Raw genomic sequence first — 15,562 nt, forward strand, 5'->3', positions numbered from 1 at the left:
CATCTGTCCCTTAAAATGCAGACGCCCGATGCAGTGCATCGGGCGTCCTTGGCCGCCTGACGGCGGCCTCTACATCCGCCACAGGTGTCAACCTATGGCAGGACGGGTCATACAGTGCGCTCTCTTGCTTCACTCCGCACCACTCCCAACCGGATGCGAAGACCGCCGCCGGAACTTCCGCGACAGCCAATCCCCCGCATCATCCACCACGGTGAAGGCCGCCGGAATCACGATCAGGCTCAGCAGCGTCGAGGTGATCAGGCCACCGATCACGGCGATCGCCATCGGCGCACGGAAGCTGGAATCCCCGGCAAAGCCCAGCGCGATCGGCATCATGCCTGCGCCCATCGCCAGGGTGGTCATGATGATCGGCTGTGCACGCTTGCGGCAGGCATCGATCAGCGCGTCGTGCTGGCTCATGCCGTGCTCGTCTTCGGCCATCACCGCGTAGTCCACCAGCAGGATGGAGTTCTTGGTGGCGATGCCGATCAGCATCAGCAGGCCGATCAGCGCCGGCAGCGAGAGCATGTTCTGGGTGATCAGCAGGGCGCCGAACGCACCGCCGGCCGACAGCGGCACCGCCGCCAGAATGGTGACCGGCATCAGCGCGTGGTTGAACAGCAGCAACAGCACCATGTAAATGCAGATCAGTCCGGCGGCCATCGCCAGCATGAAGCCGATGAACAGCTCGACGAACACTTCCGCATCGCCGGTGTTGAGGAAGGTCACGCCCGGTGGCAGCTGTTTGACGCCCGGCAACGCCTGCACTTCGGTCATCACATCGCCCAGCGGGCGACCGTTGAGCTCGGCGGTGAGGGTCACGTTGCGCTGGCGTTGGTAGCGCGAGATCTGTGAGGGACCACTGCCTTGCTGGATATCGGCGACAGCCGCCAGCGGCACCGGGCCATTGCGGCCGGGCACGCGCAGCTGGCTGATCAAACCCGGATTGGCCAGCGTGGCTTCGGCAAAGCCGACCCGGATCGGCACCTGCCGGTCGGGCAGGTTGAGCTTGGCCAGGCGCTGCTCGTAATCGCCAGCCGTGGCGATGCGGGCGGCCTCGGCGATATCGGCAGTCGCCACACCCAGGTCCGCGGCGCGGGCGGGGTTCGGCACGATCTGAAGTTCCGGGCGCAGCAGCGAGGCGGTGGAGGTGACGCTGCCCAGGCCCTGGATGCCGCGCAGGTCGCGCTCCAGCGCGGTGGCGGCATCCTGCAGGCGTTGCGGGTCGTCACCGGAGAGCACCAGCTGCAGCAGGTTGCCGGGCTCGGAGCTGACATAGCTGACGCGCACGCCGGGCAGATCGGCCAAGCGCTCACGCGCCTCACGTTCCAGCACGCGCTGGTCGCGGTCGCGCCCGTCGGCGCTGCCCCAGTCCAGCACCAGGGTGGCCTTGCGCGGCTCACCGACGCCGGTCGCACCCGGGTCGCCCAGGTCGAGCACGCTGCCGACCGCGGTATAGACCTGCTTGAGTTCGGGCATGTCCTTGAGCAAACCGCGGGCGTGTTCGGCCACGGCCACGGTCTCCTGCAGGCGGGTGCCCGGCGGCAGTTCGAGATTGAGGTTGCTGCGGCCCAGATCGGACTGCGGGATGAAGGTGGCCGGAATGAACGGCACCAGCGCCAGCGACGCGACGAACAACCCGGTGGCCAGCCACAGGGTGCGGCCGCGATAGCGCAGGGCGGCGTCCACCCAGCCCAGGTACCGCGTCATCAGTTTGGATTCCGGCTTCTCCTCGCCATGCGGCTTGAGCAGGTAGGCGGCCATCATCGGGGTGAGCAGGCGGGCCACCAGCAGCGAGAACAGCACGGCGGTGGCGGCGGTCCAGCCGAATTCGCGGAAGAACTTGCCGGCGATACCGGGCATGAAGGCGACCGGCACGAACACCGCCGCCAGGGTCAGCGAGGTGGCGATCACCGCGTTGCCGATCTCGCCGGCGGCCTCGCGTGCGGCTTCCAACGGCGGCTTGCCCATGCGCAGGTGGCGCACGATGTTCTCGATCTCCACGATCGCATCGTCCACCAGGATGCCGACCACTACGGAGAGCGCCAGCAGCGTGATGATGTTGAGGGTGAAACCGAAGAAGTACATCACCGCGAACGTCGGAATGATCGACAGCGGCAGCGCCAACGCGGACACCCAGGTCGCGCGCCAGTCGCGCAGGAACAGCCACACCACCAGCAGCGCCAGCAGCGCGCCTTCCCAGAGCATGGTCATCGAGGAATCGTAGGAGCGGTGGGTCTCGTCGATCGCCGTGGTGACCAAGCGGAAGTCGATGCCCGGATGCTCGGCCTTGATCTTGTCCAGCGCGTCATGCACGCCGGCCTCCACCTTGACCTCGCTGGAGCCGCGCGTACGCGACATCGAGAACGCCACCACACCCTTGCCGTCCAGCAGGGCGGCCTCGGTGGGATCGGCAGCGCCATCGGTCACCGTGGCCAGCGTGGAGAGCCGCACGGCGCGCCCGTCCGGCAGGGCGATGGAGTAGTCGCGCAGTGCCTGTGCGTCACCGACGGTACCCAGCGTGCGGATGGTCTGCTGCGCGCCTTCGACCTCGGTCTTGCCGCCGGCACGCTCGACCTGGATGCGGGCCAGCTGCTGCGATACATCGCCGGCGGTGATGCCCATCGCGATCAGCGCATTGGGATCCAGGTCTACCCGCACCTGGCGCTGCACGCCGCCCACGCGGGTGACGCGCGCCACACCGGGTACGCCGTACATCGCACGCGAGATGTCACGGTCGACGAACCAGCTGGCCTCATCGGTGGTCATGTGCGGGGCGACCAGCGCGTAGGTCATCAGCGAGCCGCCGATATCGACCTTGGAGATCACCGGTTCCTGGATGTCCTGCGGCAGGTCGGTGCGGATGCGGGTGACTGCGTCGCGGGTGTCATCCAGCGCGGTGGCAAGATCGGCTTCCAACTGGAATTCGATGGTGGTGGTGCTGACGCCCTCGCTGACCGAGGACATCACGCGCTTGACGTTGTTGACGGTCGCCACCGAGTCCTCGACCTTGCGGGTCACCTCGGCCTCCAGCTGGCTGGGCGAGGCACCCGGCTGGGTGACGGTGACGGTGGTCATCGGGAAGGCGATGTCGGGGAAGCGCGCTACCGGCAGCTGATGGAACCCCCACAGGCCGGCCACGCACAGCACGAAGAAGATCAGCAGCGCGGGCAAGGGGCGGTTGATCGCCCAGGCGGAGATGTTCATCGGGCGGCGGCCTTGGTCGCGGCCACCACGCGCACGCGGTCGCCCTCACCGAGGAAGCCGGCGCCATCCACCACGACCTGGTCACCGGCCTTCAGACCTTCAAGGATCGCGGTGCGGCCCTGCACGGCCTGGCCGGTGCTGACCCGGTGGCGGGTAGCCTGCTGCTTGTCGTTCACGGTGAACACGTAGTTGTGGCCGTCGCGCTGCACGATCGCCGCGGTCGGGATGGTCAGCACCGGGCCGTCGCCGGTGACGATGCGGCCATCCACATAGATGCCCTGTTTGAGCGGGCCGGGCGTGGGCAGGTCAGCGTAGATGGTGCCGGTGCGGGTCTGCCCATCGACACCCGGGGTGACCGCGCGGATGCGGCCGCTGACCACCTGGCCGCCGTACGGCAGCTCCACGGTGTTGCCGGCGGCGACATCGGCCAGCTGGTTCTCCGGCAGCTCCGCGCGCCATTCCAGGCGGCCATCGCGGATCAGGCGCAGCAGCTCGGTACCGGCGGAGACCACCTGGCCCGGCTGCACCAGACGCTTGGAAATCAGGCCGTCGGCCGGCGCGCGCAGGTCGGCGAAGTCGCGGCGCAGTTTGGCGGCATCGCGCGCGGCACGGGCGGTGGCGGTCTGCGCTTCGGCATTGATGCGCGAAGCACGCAGCTCATCCAGGCTGCTTTCGCTGATCAGCTGCTGGGCGGCCAGCTTGGCGCTGCGCTCGTAGTTCATGCGGGCCAGTTCCTGCGAGGCCTGCGCTTGTCGCAACGAGGCATCGGCCTGCGCCAGCTCGCTGTCCAGGGTGCGATGGTCCACCTGCAGCAACACCTGGCCCTGCTTGACCCATTGCCCCACATCCACCAGCAACGCGGTCACGCGCTGGCCGCTGATCTCCACGCCCAGCTGCATTTCCTCATAGGCGGTCACCGGCCCGGAGACCAGTACCGTGCGCGCCATGGTCTGCTGCTGCGCGGGCGCCAAAGAGACCGGCAGCGCCGAGCTGGCGGCCGTGGCATCGGCCGATGCCTTGTCGTCCTTGCCGCCACACGCGGACAGCAGCGCGACAGCCAGGATCAGGGAGAAACTGCGGAAGGAGGGTGCACGCATTGAGGGGCTTTCCGGGTCGGAACAGCGGGGAAAAAGGAAATGACGGAATCAGGATTCGCGGGACAAGCGCAGCTCGATGCCATCCAGCATCAGGCCCAGCCCCTGCTCGAAGCGCGCGTCGAAATCGACCTCGCTCCACACGTCACGGGCCTGCCAGCAACGGGGGAACCGCGCCTCGGCCAGCGCCATGAAGGCCTCACCGAGCGCCTCCATGCTGCCGTCGCCGGGCCAGGACTGCTCCTCGATGACGAAGCCCATCGTGTAATACACCAGGTCCATCGAGGTGGTTGCAGCGAAGCGTGCCGAGGCGCCCGCGCCGATCAGCGCGGCGATGCTCGCCTCACCCACCCGCAGCACGTTTTCGGTGGCCAGGAACGTGCCGGCATACACCCGAGCACCGTCGCGGCGGGCCTTGAAGGCCAGGCGGAACTCGCGCCCGATCTGCAGCAGGGTCTGCCGCCACGGCTGTCCCGCGGGAAACGCACGGGCGACGTCGCAGATCATGGCGTCGGCCATGGCGTCGATCAGCGCCTGCTTGCTCTTGAAGTGCCAGTACAGCGAGGGCGCGCGGATGCCCAGCGAGCAGGCCACTTTGCGCAGCGTGATGCCCTCCAGCCCATCCTCGTCGAGGATCCGGAAGGCTGCCTCGACGATGTTTTCCCGCGCGATGGGTTGACGCACTGTGGGTGGCCTAACGATGTTAGGCGACGAATCTAACAGTGTTAGGCTGACGCGGACAAGTGCCGCCCGAGCGGCTCAGAGGTCGACCGGCGCCAGCTGCAGCGCCGCCATCCGGACCTGGTTCCGGCCGCTGGTCTTGGCCTCATACAGCGCCTCATCCGCGAGGGAGATCAGGTCCTCCAGCAGTTTCTGGTCGCCGCCCGGCAACGCCTCGCCGATCGCCCCACCGACGCTGACGGAGACGGAGATCCGGTCGCCGCCCACCAGGATGGGTTCAGCGGCCACCGCATGGCGCAGGCGTTCGGCAGCGGCGGGAATCTCATCCACGGCGGACGCGGCCAGCAGGGCAATGAACTCCTCGCCGCCGAAGCGGGCAAACAGGTCGCGCTCGCGAAGGGCGTCCCGGCAGCGCCTGGCCACGACCTTGAGGACTTCATCGCCGGCGGGATGGCCGTAGGTATCGTTGATCTTCTTGAAGTGATCCACGTCCACCATGAGTACCGCCACAGCGCGGCCGTTCGCTTCGCGGGCGGCGATGATCTGGGCCGAGCATTCCTCGAAGTGCCGTCGATTGGGAACACCGGTCAAGGGATCGGAGGAGGCGAGGCGGCGCAGTTCGGCGGCCATCAGCAGATCGGCGGTGACGTCGGTGAGCAGCCAGATGCGCCCGTGCGCCCCGTTGCCGCGCACCGGGTGGGTGTCCACCTCGAAGGTCCGCTCGCCCAGTGTCCAGTTCAGCGTCGCGGCGAACTGATCGTTGTTCATCTGGGCGCTGTAGGCCAGCTCCAGTTCGGTGTGGTTGTCGCAGCGCTGGCGCAGGGCGCGCATCGGGCCGGCGAGATCCGCGGCGCGGTGATTGCCGGCGGTGCAGCCAAGCAATGCCGCGGCGTGGTCGTTGACCGCAGCACCGACACCGTCGCCGTCGATCAGGACGATGCCGGCTGGCACGCTGTCGAACAGATCGAGGAACTGATTGCGCACGATGACCTGCCGGGCGGCCTCGCGGCGTGCGGACAACAGGCGTGCCACGCTCTTTGCCAGCAGGCTCATCTGCCCGGTCAGCCCGACGGGCGCCGGTTGGTTTCGCCAGAGCAGCAGCAGGCCGCTGAGCGGTGCCCCGTGCGAGGGGGCCGGGACGTAGAGCAGGCGGGCGGGGAGGCCTTCCAGCGCATGGATCACCGCGGTCGGCAGCCGGAACCCCGCCGCGTCGACGGCGTCATCGCCCCAGGTGTGCGCGAACAGGCCGCTGCGCGCCAGGTTGAAGCTCGATGAGGGCAGCGCCGGTGCTGCGGCAGCCCAGGTCGCCCTGCCGCCGTCTTCCACCTCCATCGCCATGACCAGGTCGGCGTGGGAGGCGAGGCGGGCAAACTGGCACAAGGCGGCGAGCGCTTCACTGTCGGACGTGGTCACAGCGCCGTTCCACCCAGGCGCCGTTCCAGAATGTCCACGACGTCGTTCGGCGCAGTCATGTGCGGGAGATGCCCGGAGGCATCGATCACATCGAGCGTCGCGCCGTCGATCGCGTTGGCCAGCCATTCGCCGACCGCGACCGGCACGGCGATGTCGTGCGCGGTCTGGATGAGGTGCACTGGCGTGGAAACCCGCGCAGCCAGGCTGCGTAGATCGGAGGTGAAGATCGTGCGCGACGTATTGAGTGCGATATCCGGGCGCATCTGGAACAGCGTGTTGGAGAAGTCGGCGACAACCGCGCTGTCGTCAACGCCTACGACCATCGGGGCGAAGCCTGCGATCCAGGCCTGGTAGTTGGCGCGCATGCTCTCGAACAGTTGCTCCAGGTCCTGCGGCTTGAAGCCGCCGGTGTAGCCGGCGTCGTCGAGATAACGCGGCGACGCACCGATGATGACCAGACGCTCGAACAGCTCCGGCCGAGCAACGGCGGCGGCCGCGCCGATCATTCCGCTCATCGAGTGGCCGATGTACGTGCAGTTGTGCACGTCCAGCTCGTCCAGGATGTCGAGCAGATCGTCGGCATAGCCGAACAGCGAGCCGTGCCGTTCGAAATCGTAGGTCTGCGCACCTTTCGGACCGCAGCCGGCAAGATCGAAGGAGATCACATCAAAGCGTGCTTCAAACCAAGGGCGCAGGGTGTTCCATGCAGTCTGATCGGTGCCAAAGCCGTGTGACAGGATCGCGACTGATTTGCCCGCACCGCTACGGCGCCCGTTGAACCGCTCGAAACTTTCCACGCACATCCACCCATGGCGTCTTGCAAGGGGCGAATACTAGGTCACGGGCGCGCGCGGGTCCAACGCGCGACCAGGGCGCGCCGGCCCAGCGGCGTGGCGGTCCAGCGGAGCAGGCGGGCAGTCAGGGACACGGAAGGCTCCAGGCAGTTGGCCGGAGTGTACTGCGGTATCGTCAGGCTCGAACTCCCGGGGATCACCCTCATGAAGATCGCAGTATTCAGCGCCCGCCCGTACGACCAGCAGTTTCTCGATGAGGCCAGCCAGCGCCGCGGGGCAGGGCAGCTGTTCGAGTTTCTGTACTTCGATGCCGCGCTGGATCTGCATACCGCGGCGCTGGCGCAGGATTGCGAGGCGGTCTGTGTGTTCGTGAATGACCGGCTGGATGCCCCGGTACTGCAGGCACTGCAGGTGTTGGGGGTACGCGCGGTGCTGCTGCGCTGCGCCGGCTTCAATAATGTCGACCTGGCGGCGGCGGGGCAGCTGGGCCTGTTCGTGGCCCGCGTGCCCGCGTACTCGCCGGAGGCGGTGGCCGAACACGCGCTGGCGCTGGTGATGACGCTCAACCGCCGGACCCACCGCGCCTACAACCGGGTGCGCGAGGGCAACTTCATGCTCGATGGCCTGCTGGGCCGCACGCTGCATGGCAAAACGGTGGGCATCGTCGGCACCGGGCAGATCGGCCTGGCCACGGCCCGCATCTTCAAGGGCATGGGCTGCACCGTGCTGGGCCACGATCCGTATCCGTCGGCGGCGTTCGCCGCGATCGGCACGTCGGTCGCGCTGGACGAGCTGCTCGCCCGCTCGGATGTCGTCTCGCTGCACTGCCCGCTGACGCCGGAGACCCATTACCTGATCGACGATGCGTCACTCGCCGGGATGAAGCCCGGGGCGATGCTGGTCAATACCTCGCGCGGTGGACTGGTGGATACCCATGCAGTGATCCGCGCGTTGAAGTCACGGCGGCTGGGGCATCTGGCCATCGATGTGTACGAGCAGGAGAGCGGGCTGTTCTTCCAGGACCGGTCCGGCGACATCATCGACGATGATGCGTTCCAGCGGCTGATGACCTTCCCCAATGTGCTGGTGACCGGGCACCAGGGCTTCTTCACGGTGGAGGCGCTGCAGGAGATCTCTGAGATCACGTTGCGCAACTTGGGGCATTACGCGGCGGGTACTCCGTGCCCGAACCGGGTGCTGCCGCCTGCTGACGGATAATACCCCCCCGCAGGCTCAGCGACGCTTGCAGCCGACCAGATGGATGATGCCTACGCTGAGATCGCCAGGCCGCACTGTTTGGCAGTCGAAGATCACGTGTTGGCTCTGTATGAGTTTGGCGGCTGCATCCTCGGAAATGGCGGCATCGACGAGGTAGCCTTCCCAAGGGCCGCCGAATACAGCGAACGCGCCAGCCGCCTTGCCTTCGGCGATGCCGGCGACCTCGCCCTGCAGCCGAATTGGCGCGTCGGCAAAGCGACGCTTGGCGGCGATGGGGTTGGAGCGGAATGCGCTGACCAATTCGCTCGGAGTAACTGCGGTAGCTGGCGTTTTTGTCGCAGGTGCTTACGCGCTGGCGCTGAACGCCATCAGGGCAACGAAGAGACCAGTAGCCTTGTTGAACATGAAACATCACCTTCCGTGGGCAGAATCGCGCGGCGATGCTAGCCCCGGTCTTATGCATCACAAGAGCCACGCGCACGCGGTGGCACGTTGATAGCATGGGTGGTCTCCCGCCGGATTTGATCGACACGGATGTTCGCCCATGACAACCCCTGATCCCATGCGGCCGAAGCGGCCGAAGCGGCCGTCAACGCGCCGGCTGGTGGCCTGCATCGACACGATCAAGCCGCGTGGCTTCGGCTTCGCCCAGGCATTGGGCAGCGGCGAGAGGATCTTTCTCAACGAAGGGCGCGTACGCGAGCTAGATGGGCCCGGTGCCGGGCTGCCGGGCATGCTGGTGACGACGACGGTTGTAGCCGATGCGCAGGGACGGCTGGCGGCGGCGAGGGCGGCACCGCTGCGGCTCGACGATGCTGAGGCGGCGTCGCTGCTGTGGTCAGCGTGTGGCGGCGTGGTCGCCGATCTAGCGTGCGACACCTTGCCGGCGGTGGCGCCTCTGCTGGTGCTGGCGATGGCGCCGGCCGGCACCGCGCGTGCCGCAGCACTGCGCGCGCTGGCGGTGCCCGGTACGGATCTGGCGGCACGACTGGAGGCGTTCTGGGAGGCTAGGCCGAGCTGGCGCCGGTCCTTGCTGGCGGTGTTAGGTCAGTTGCAGGGAAGTCGGGCCTGGCCGGTAACCTGGGCGGTGCGGGGTGTAGAGGAAGAACCGGAGAATGCCGAGGCCTGGCCCCGGCTGTGCGTGGCGCTCGAGGCTCGGCCCCGCGATTGGCCTGCCGGATTCGACGCGTGGCCATACTGGGACCAAGCCGATGCGGCGAGCATCCAGCGCGTGGGGCTGCTGCGCGTTGGAAACAGCCGTGTGGCCGGTCAGCAGTTTGCGGCAGCCGTTGTCGAACAGCGGCGTCGCACCGTCGTGGACGCGGAGACGCTGTTCGATGCGTTGACGCCGGACGACCATGCGCTGGCCGCCTTGTGGTGCCGCCGCCAGGACGGCAATGAGCCGTTCCCGGCCGAGGTGGCGCAGATGCTCACTGCACGGGCCGCCGAGAAGGCGGCGGCGGCCTACCTGGGCGGACTCGGGCTGGCGGTGGCGGACGTGGCCATCGAGCAGCTCGCCGGCAGCACCGGGGCCTGGCAGGTGATGGATCTGAGAGTGGGAGGCTCGCACGGGGTAGATGTGAAGAACATCCGTCGCAGCAAATACGGTCGCCTGCAGAGCAGCCGCTGGAAGGTGAAACGCTTCAAGCGCGACGCGGGTGGCGCGCCTGTGCTGTTGTGCGGCGTGAGCAGCCCGCATACGAAGCTGCAATCCGGGGCGCTGCAGGCACAGGACCTCGGCGACACGGTCCGCATTCTCGGGGTGACCAGTGCCGGTGAGTTCGCCGGCCTGCGCCGCGCGTTCAGTCACGCGGGCGGCATCACTGTGCGCACCGGTGAGCGCTTGTTGGAGCTGCCGGCCTGGGCCTGGGACTACCCGGTAACCCATTACCGCCAGCGTGACGCTGCGTTGGCGCAGCTGCGCGAGGTCGTGGCGGGGCTGCCGCCGACACGCCTGGCCGAGCGCTGGCGGCGCGGGCTGCCGGCCGTGCTGCTCGCGCTGTGGGGTGTGGCGCCGCCCCGGCCGGACCACAGCCCGGCGCAGCAGCGCTTTCTGCACCGGTCGGCGGTGGCCTGGGCGGGACGCGAGCACGTGCCGCGGCTGGCCTGGTGGGCCCTGTTCATGCTGCAGGCCTGGGCGCAGGAGCGGGCGGAAGGCCATCGCTTCGACAAGGGCGCGCTGCTGCCGTTGTTCGACAATCCGCTGCTGCGTTTCCACCTCGGCCCGAACCATGCCGTCGGCACTTCACTCGGCCCGGCGCTCGGGATCGACGACCCGGCCGAGATGCTGCCGATGCTGCTGCGCGCGCTTCACCGCCTGGATGCTGCCCTACCACCGCCGCAACGGCTGGCGTTGTCTCACGTGACGGTCCTGTTCAACGGCGTTCTGGTGGGAACCTTCCCCGACGGCCGGCGCCGGACGCTGCTGGCTCATTGCGGCGGGCGGCTTCCGGATCTGATGATCGACTGCGGCCATCGCCCCCTGGTCTACGGCGAGCAGGTATCGTGTGCCTGTGGCCGATTGATCTGCCCAAAATGCGGGACCTGCACCGATACCCGTTATGCCGTGTGCGATGCCCAGCAGCAGCGTAATGAAGCGTGCCGGCCCCCGGTGGTGGAGCAGGGCGGGGCCGCCACGACTCCGTTCTGGAAGGGACGGTAGTCGGCGTGTTCATGTCTATACAAGGGCCGGAATCTTGCCGAATCGGGTCATTGCCCGGCACTGCGACAACGTGTCGCAGCCCAAAACAGGCCTTTCCTGCGCTGGATCATTGTCAATGCCTTTCTTAAATGATGCATGACGGCCTAAAATTAGAAGGCTGACATGATCGTCCTCCGTGCCTGTCCCCTTGGACCGGCACCACCGGCTTTGGCTGGGACGGAGGCGGGCTTGAACTGGCATTCCCTACGCAATTGGATCGACCGATGATTCCGTTGAAACCCCTTGGACGCTTCCTGCGTCCGGGCCTGCTGTTTGCGTTGTCCGTGTTCCTGACGGGCTGCAACTCGGCCATCCTCAACCCCAAGGGCCAGATCGGCCACGACGAGAAGACCCTGCTCATCACGGCGACCGTGCTGATGCTGCTGGTTGTCGTGCCGGTCATCATCATGACCCTCACCTTCGCGTGGAAGTACCGTGCGACCAACACCAAGGCCCGTTATGAGCCGAAGTGGTCGCATTCCACGGCCATCGAAGTGGTGGTCTGGTCGATCCCGTGCATGATCGTGCTGGTGCTGGCCGTGCTGACCTGGCGTTCCTCGCACGCGCTGGATCCGTACCGTCCGCTGGACTCGGACAAGAAGCCGGTGGTGATCGAAGCCATCTCGCTGGACTGGAAGTGGCTCTTCATCTATCCCGAAGAGAACATCGCCACCGTCAACGAGATCACCTTCCCGGTCGATACCCCGCTGAACTTCAAGATCACGTCCGATACGGTGATGAATGCGTTCTTCATTCCGCACCTGGGCAGCATGATCTACTCGATGACGGCCATGGAGACCAAACTCCACCTGATCGCCAACGAGACCGGTGAGTTCCCGGGCATGTCCTCGCACTACAGCGGTGCGGGCTTCAGCAAGATGCATTTCTCCGCGCACTCGGTGACCGAGGCGGAGTACCAGCAGTGGCTGACCAAGGTGCGTGGCGAAAGCGCGACCCTGGACAAGACTGCCTTTGCTGCGCTGACCGCCGAGAAGAACCACGACTGGCACCCGGTGACCTACTTCGGTACCACCGAGACCGGCCTGTTCGACTGGGTCATCGCCAAGCACATGGGCGACAACCAGCATTACGGCATGAAGCACGACCACAAGGCCATGAAGCATGACGGCGCCGAGGGCGAAAGCCACGAAGGCCACACCATGCCGGCCGCCGGTGAATCGCACGACGGCCACGCGATGGCTGAAGGCGAGGCCGATGCGCACGCCGAACACACTGCAGACGAGCACGCCGCAGCCGGTCACACCGGTCACGGCGGCTCGGGAGAATGACCATGAATCTGTTGGGTAAACTCACCTTTGCCGACATCCCGCATGACCCGATCATCATCACCACGCTGATCGGCGCGGGCATCGGTGGCATGCTTTTGTTGGCCCTGATCACCAAGTTCAAGCTGTGGGGCTATCTCTGGAAGGAGTGGTTCACCTCGGTGGACCACAAGAAGATCGGCGTGATGTACCTCATCGTCGCCTTCGTCATGCTGCTGCGCGGCTTCGCCGACGCGATCATGATGCGTGTCCAGCAGGCCATGGCCGCTGGCGGCAACGAGGGCGTGCTGCCCCCCCATCACTACGACCAGATCTTCACCGCCCACGGCGTGATCATGATCTTCTTCGTGGCGATGCCGCTGATCACCGGCCTGATGAACGTCGTCGTGCCGCTGCAGATCGGCGCACGCGACGTCGCTTTCCCGTTCGTCAACTCGCTCAGCTTCTGGCTGTTCGTGGCGGGCGCGGGCCTGGTGATGATCTCGCTGGGTGTCGGTGAGTTCGCGCAGACCGGCTGGCTGGCCTTCCCGCCGTTGTCAGGCAAGGAATACAGTCCAGGGGTAGGTGTCGATTACTACATCTGGGGCCTGCAGGTTGCAGGCCTGGGTACCACGCTGAGCGGCATCAACTTCTTCATCACCATCTTGAAGATGCGTACCCCCGGCATGAAGCTGATGCAGATGCCGGTGTTCACCTGGACCGCACTGGTCACCAACGTGCTGATCATCGCCGCCTTCCCGGTGCTGACCATCACCCTGGTGCTGCTGACCCTGGACCGTTACCTGGGCACGCATTTCTTCACCAATGATGGTGGCGGCAACGCCATGCTGTACATCAACCTGATCTGGATCTGGGGTCACCCGGAAGTCTATATCCTGGTCCTGCCGGCCTTCGGCGTGTTCTCCGAGGTCATCGCGACCTTCTCGCGCAAGGCGCTGTTCGGCTACAAGGGCATGGTCTACGCCACCGCCTGCATCGGCGTGCTGTCGTTCATCGTGTGGCTGCACCACTTCTTCACCATGGGCTCGGGTGCCAACGTCAATGCCTTCTTCGGCATCACGACGATGATCATCTCGATCCCGACCGGCGTGAAGATCTTCAACTGGCTGTTCACCATGTTCCGCGGTCGCGTGCAGTTCACGACCCCGGTGCTGTGGACGATCGGCTTCATGGTCACCTTCACCATCGGCGGCATGACCGGCGTGATGCTGGCGATCCCGGCCATCGATTTCGTGCTGCACAACAGCCTGTTCCTGATCGCCCACTTCCACAACGTCATCATCGGCGGCGTGGTGTTCGGCATGTTCGCCGGCATCACCTACTGGTGGCCGAAGATGTTCGGCTTCCGCCTCAATGAAACCTGGGGCAAGCGCGCGTTCTGGTGCTGGTTCATCGGCTTCTATGTCGCGTTCATGCCGCTGTACATCCTGGGCTTCATGGGCATGACCCGCCGCATGCAGAGCTACCCGAATCTGGAATACCAGCCGCTGCTGATCATCGCCATGTGCGGTGCCTTCATCATCGGCGCCGGCATCCTGTGCCAGGTGATCCAGATCGCCGTGTCGATCCGCGACCGCAAGAAGACCGCCGACCTGACCGGCGATCCGTGGGATGCCCGTACGCTGGAGTGGGAAACCTCTTCGCCGCCGTCGTTCTACAACTTCGGCTCGCTGCCGCGCGTCAACGAACTGGACGAGTTCTGGGAGCGCAAGCAGCGTGGTGAGGCGTGGGAACGCCCGGCCAAGTACACCGACATCCACATGCCGCGCAACACCGGCACCGGTGTGGTGATCGGCGCCTTCAGCCTGGTGTTCGGCTTTGCGATGATCTGGCACATCTGGTGGCTGGCCATCGTGGGTCTGGTCGGCATGATCGGTACCTTCATCTGGCGCACCTTCGACAAGGACGTGGATTACTACGTGCCGGCCGCGGAAGTGGAGCGGATCGAAAATGAGCACCGTCGCCACCTGGTGGCGCAGGGCCTGGTGAAATCGGAGCTGAAGGCATGAGCACCACTATCCCCAACACCATGAACCCTGGGCACGCCGCGCACGCGGCGGCCCACGGCCATGACGACCACGAGCACCACGACACCGGCGGCAATACCGTCTTCGGTTTCTGGGTGTACCTGATGAGCGATTGCCTCATCTTCGCCACCCTGTTTGCGACCTACATCGTGCTGTCCGGCGGCACCGACGGCGGCCCCGGCCCGAAGGACCTGTTCGAACTGTCCTTCGTCGCCTGGGAAACCACGCTGCTGCTGGTCTCCTCGCTGACCTTCGGCCTGGGCATGATCGCCATGCACAAGCAGAAGGTGGGCCAGATGTACGCATGGCTTGCACTGACCTGGCTGCTGGGCTTCGGCTTCATGTGCATGGAAGTGTGGGAGTTCAATCACCTGATCCACCAGGGCTACGGTCCGGACCACAGTGCGTTCCTGTCGGCGTTCTTCGCGCTGGTGGGTACCCACGGTCTGCACGTGACCGCGGGTCTGCTGTGGCTGCTGATCATGTTCATCCAGATCAAGCAGAACGGCCTGACCCAGACCAACAAGACCCGCATGGCGTGCCTGAGCCTGTTCTGGCACTTCCTGGATCTGATCTGGATCGGCGTGTTCTCCGTCGTCTATCTGAATGGAGCGCTGTAATGGCCGCACATGACAATCACGCACACGATCATGGCCACGGTGCCGCCGGCGAAAGCCACGGCAGCGTCAAGTCCTACCTGATCGGCTTCCTGCTGGCCGCGGTGCTGACCATCATCCCGTTCTGGGCGGTCATGCATGGCGACCTGCCGCGCTTCACCACCGGCGTCATCATCGTCGTTGCGGCGGTGCTGCAGATCCTGGTGCACCTGGTGTTCTTCCTGCACCTGGACCGCTCCTCGGAACAGCGCTGGAACGTCAGCGCGGCGGCCTTCACCGTCGTGGTGATCGGCATCATCGTTGCCGGTTCGCTGTGGGTCATGCACAACATGAACGTGCACATGATGCACTGACGTCTTCGCCACGTTGCCACACGCAGAAAGGCCGCCCTCGGGCGGCCTTTCTGTTTGGTTTGACCCGTCCTGAATTGAGTTGACACCTTTTCCCACAGGAAGAGGAATGTTCAATGGATTCAACACTCAGGCGCAGCCAGCGGGATTACTCGCTGGCCTTCAAATTGTCGG

12 protein-coding genes are annotated in these 15,562 nt (G+C 65.9%); 6 read left to right on the top strand and 6 right to left on the bottom strand.

Annotated elements, in window-relative coordinates:
- Positions 1-129: 129 nt before the first annotated feature.
- From ABE463_RS18405 to ABE463_RS18425, 5 genes are all read right to left on the bottom strand, one after another.
- On the bottom strand, positions 130-3,207 hold the full coding sequence (locus ABE463_RS18405; protein ID WP_346469125.1) for an efflux RND transporter permease subunit: 3,078 nt from the start codon (positions 3,205-3,207) through the stop codon (positions 130-132).
- The gene (locus ABE463_RS18410; RefSeq protein WP_346469126.1) at positions 3,204-4,304 is read right to left on the bottom strand and encodes an efflux RND transporter periplasmic adaptor subunit; all 1,101 of its coding nucleotides are present in this window, start codon (positions 4,302-4,304) and stop codon (positions 3,204-3,206) included. Before ABE463_RS18410 ends, ABE463_RS18405 begins: the two co-directional genes overlap by 4 nt.
- Before the next feature lie 48 nt (positions 4,305-4,352).
- A complete protein-coding gene (locus tag ABE463_RS18415) occupies positions 4,353-4,985 on the bottom strand; it encodes a TetR/AcrR family transcriptional regulator C-terminal domain-containing protein (RefSeq protein WP_346469127.1) in 633 nt (210 codons plus the stop codon).
- A 75-nt stretch (positions 4,986-5,060) separates the two neighbouring features.
- Positions 5,061-6,395 (bottom strand): sensor domain-containing diguanylate cyclase, encoded by a 1,335-nt coding sequence (locus tag ABE463_RS18420; protein ID WP_346469128.1) that lies wholly within the window; start codon positions 6,393-6,395, stop codon positions 5,061-5,063.
- Entirely contained in the window at positions 6,392-7,198 is an 807-nt protein-coding gene (locus tag ABE463_RS18425) for an alpha/beta hydrolase (protein ID WP_346469129.1), read from the bottom strand. Before ABE463_RS18425 ends, ABE463_RS18420 begins: the two co-directional genes overlap by 4 nt.
- 195 nt (positions 7,199-7,393) lie before the next feature.
- Between ABE463_RS18425 and ABE463_RS18430 the strand changes: the two genes are divergently transcribed.
- Positions 7,394-8,407: a 2-hydroxyacid dehydrogenase gene (locus ABE463_RS18430; RefSeq protein WP_346469130.1), complete on the top strand. Its 1,014-nt coding sequence runs from the start codon at positions 7,394-7,396 to the stop codon at positions 8,405-8,407.
- Positions 8,408-8,422: 15 nt separating this feature from the next.
- On the opposite strand, the gene ABE463_RS18435 is transcribed toward ABE463_RS18430, so the two are convergent.
- Positions 8,423-8,707 (bottom strand): hypothetical protein, encoded by a 285-nt coding sequence (locus ABE463_RS18435; RefSeq protein ID WP_346469131.1) that lies wholly within the window; start codon positions 8,705-8,707, stop codon positions 8,423-8,425.
- Positions 8,708-8,951: 244 nt separating this feature from the next.
- Between ABE463_RS18435 and ABE463_RS18440 the strand changes: the two genes are divergently transcribed.
- The 5 genes from ABE463_RS18440 to cyoD all read left to right on the top strand — a co-directional run bounded on the left by ABE463_RS18440 (position 8,952) and on the right by cyoD (position 15,391).
- Complete coding sequence (locus tag ABE463_RS18440; RefSeq protein ID WP_346469132.1) at positions 8,952-11,069, top strand: hypothetical protein; 2,118 nt, start codon at positions 8,952-8,954, stop codon at positions 11,067-11,069.
- Between the two features lie 263 nt (positions 11,070-11,332).
- Positions 11,333-12,397, top strand: a complete 1,065-nt coding sequence (gene cyoA / locus ABE463_RS18445; RefSeq protein ID WP_346469133.1) for a ubiquinol oxidase subunit II — start codon at positions 11,333-11,335, stop codon at positions 12,395-12,397.
- Between the two features lie 8 nt (positions 12,398-12,405).
- Positions 12,406-14,403: a cytochrome o ubiquinol oxidase subunit I gene (cyoB, locus tag ABE463_RS18450; RefSeq protein ID WP_259261420.1), complete on the top strand. Its 1,998-nt coding sequence runs from the start codon at positions 12,406-12,408 to the stop codon at positions 14,401-14,403.
- Complete coding sequence (cyoC, locus tag ABE463_RS18455) at positions 14,400-15,041, top strand: cytochrome o ubiquinol oxidase subunit III (protein WP_259261384.1); 642 nt, start codon at positions 14,400-14,402, stop codon at positions 15,039-15,041. Before cyoB ends, cyoC begins: the two co-directional genes overlap by 4 nt.
- The gene (gene cyoD, locus ABE463_RS18460; protein ID WP_019184497.1) at positions 15,041-15,391 is read left to right on the top strand and encodes a cytochrome o ubiquinol oxidase subunit IV; all 351 of its coding nucleotides are present in this window, start codon (positions 15,041-15,043) and stop codon (positions 15,389-15,391) included. Before cyoC ends, cyoD begins: the two co-directional genes overlap by 1 nt.
- Positions 15,392-15,562 lie beyond the last annotated feature (171 nt).

Origin of the sequence: Stenotrophomonas sp. TWI819, assembly GCF_039673075.1 — a bacterium.
In the GTDB taxonomy this organism is placed as follows: Bacteria; Pseudomonadota; Gammaproteobacteria; order Xanthomonadales; family Xanthomonadaceae; genus Stenotrophomonas; species Stenotrophomonas rhizophila_B.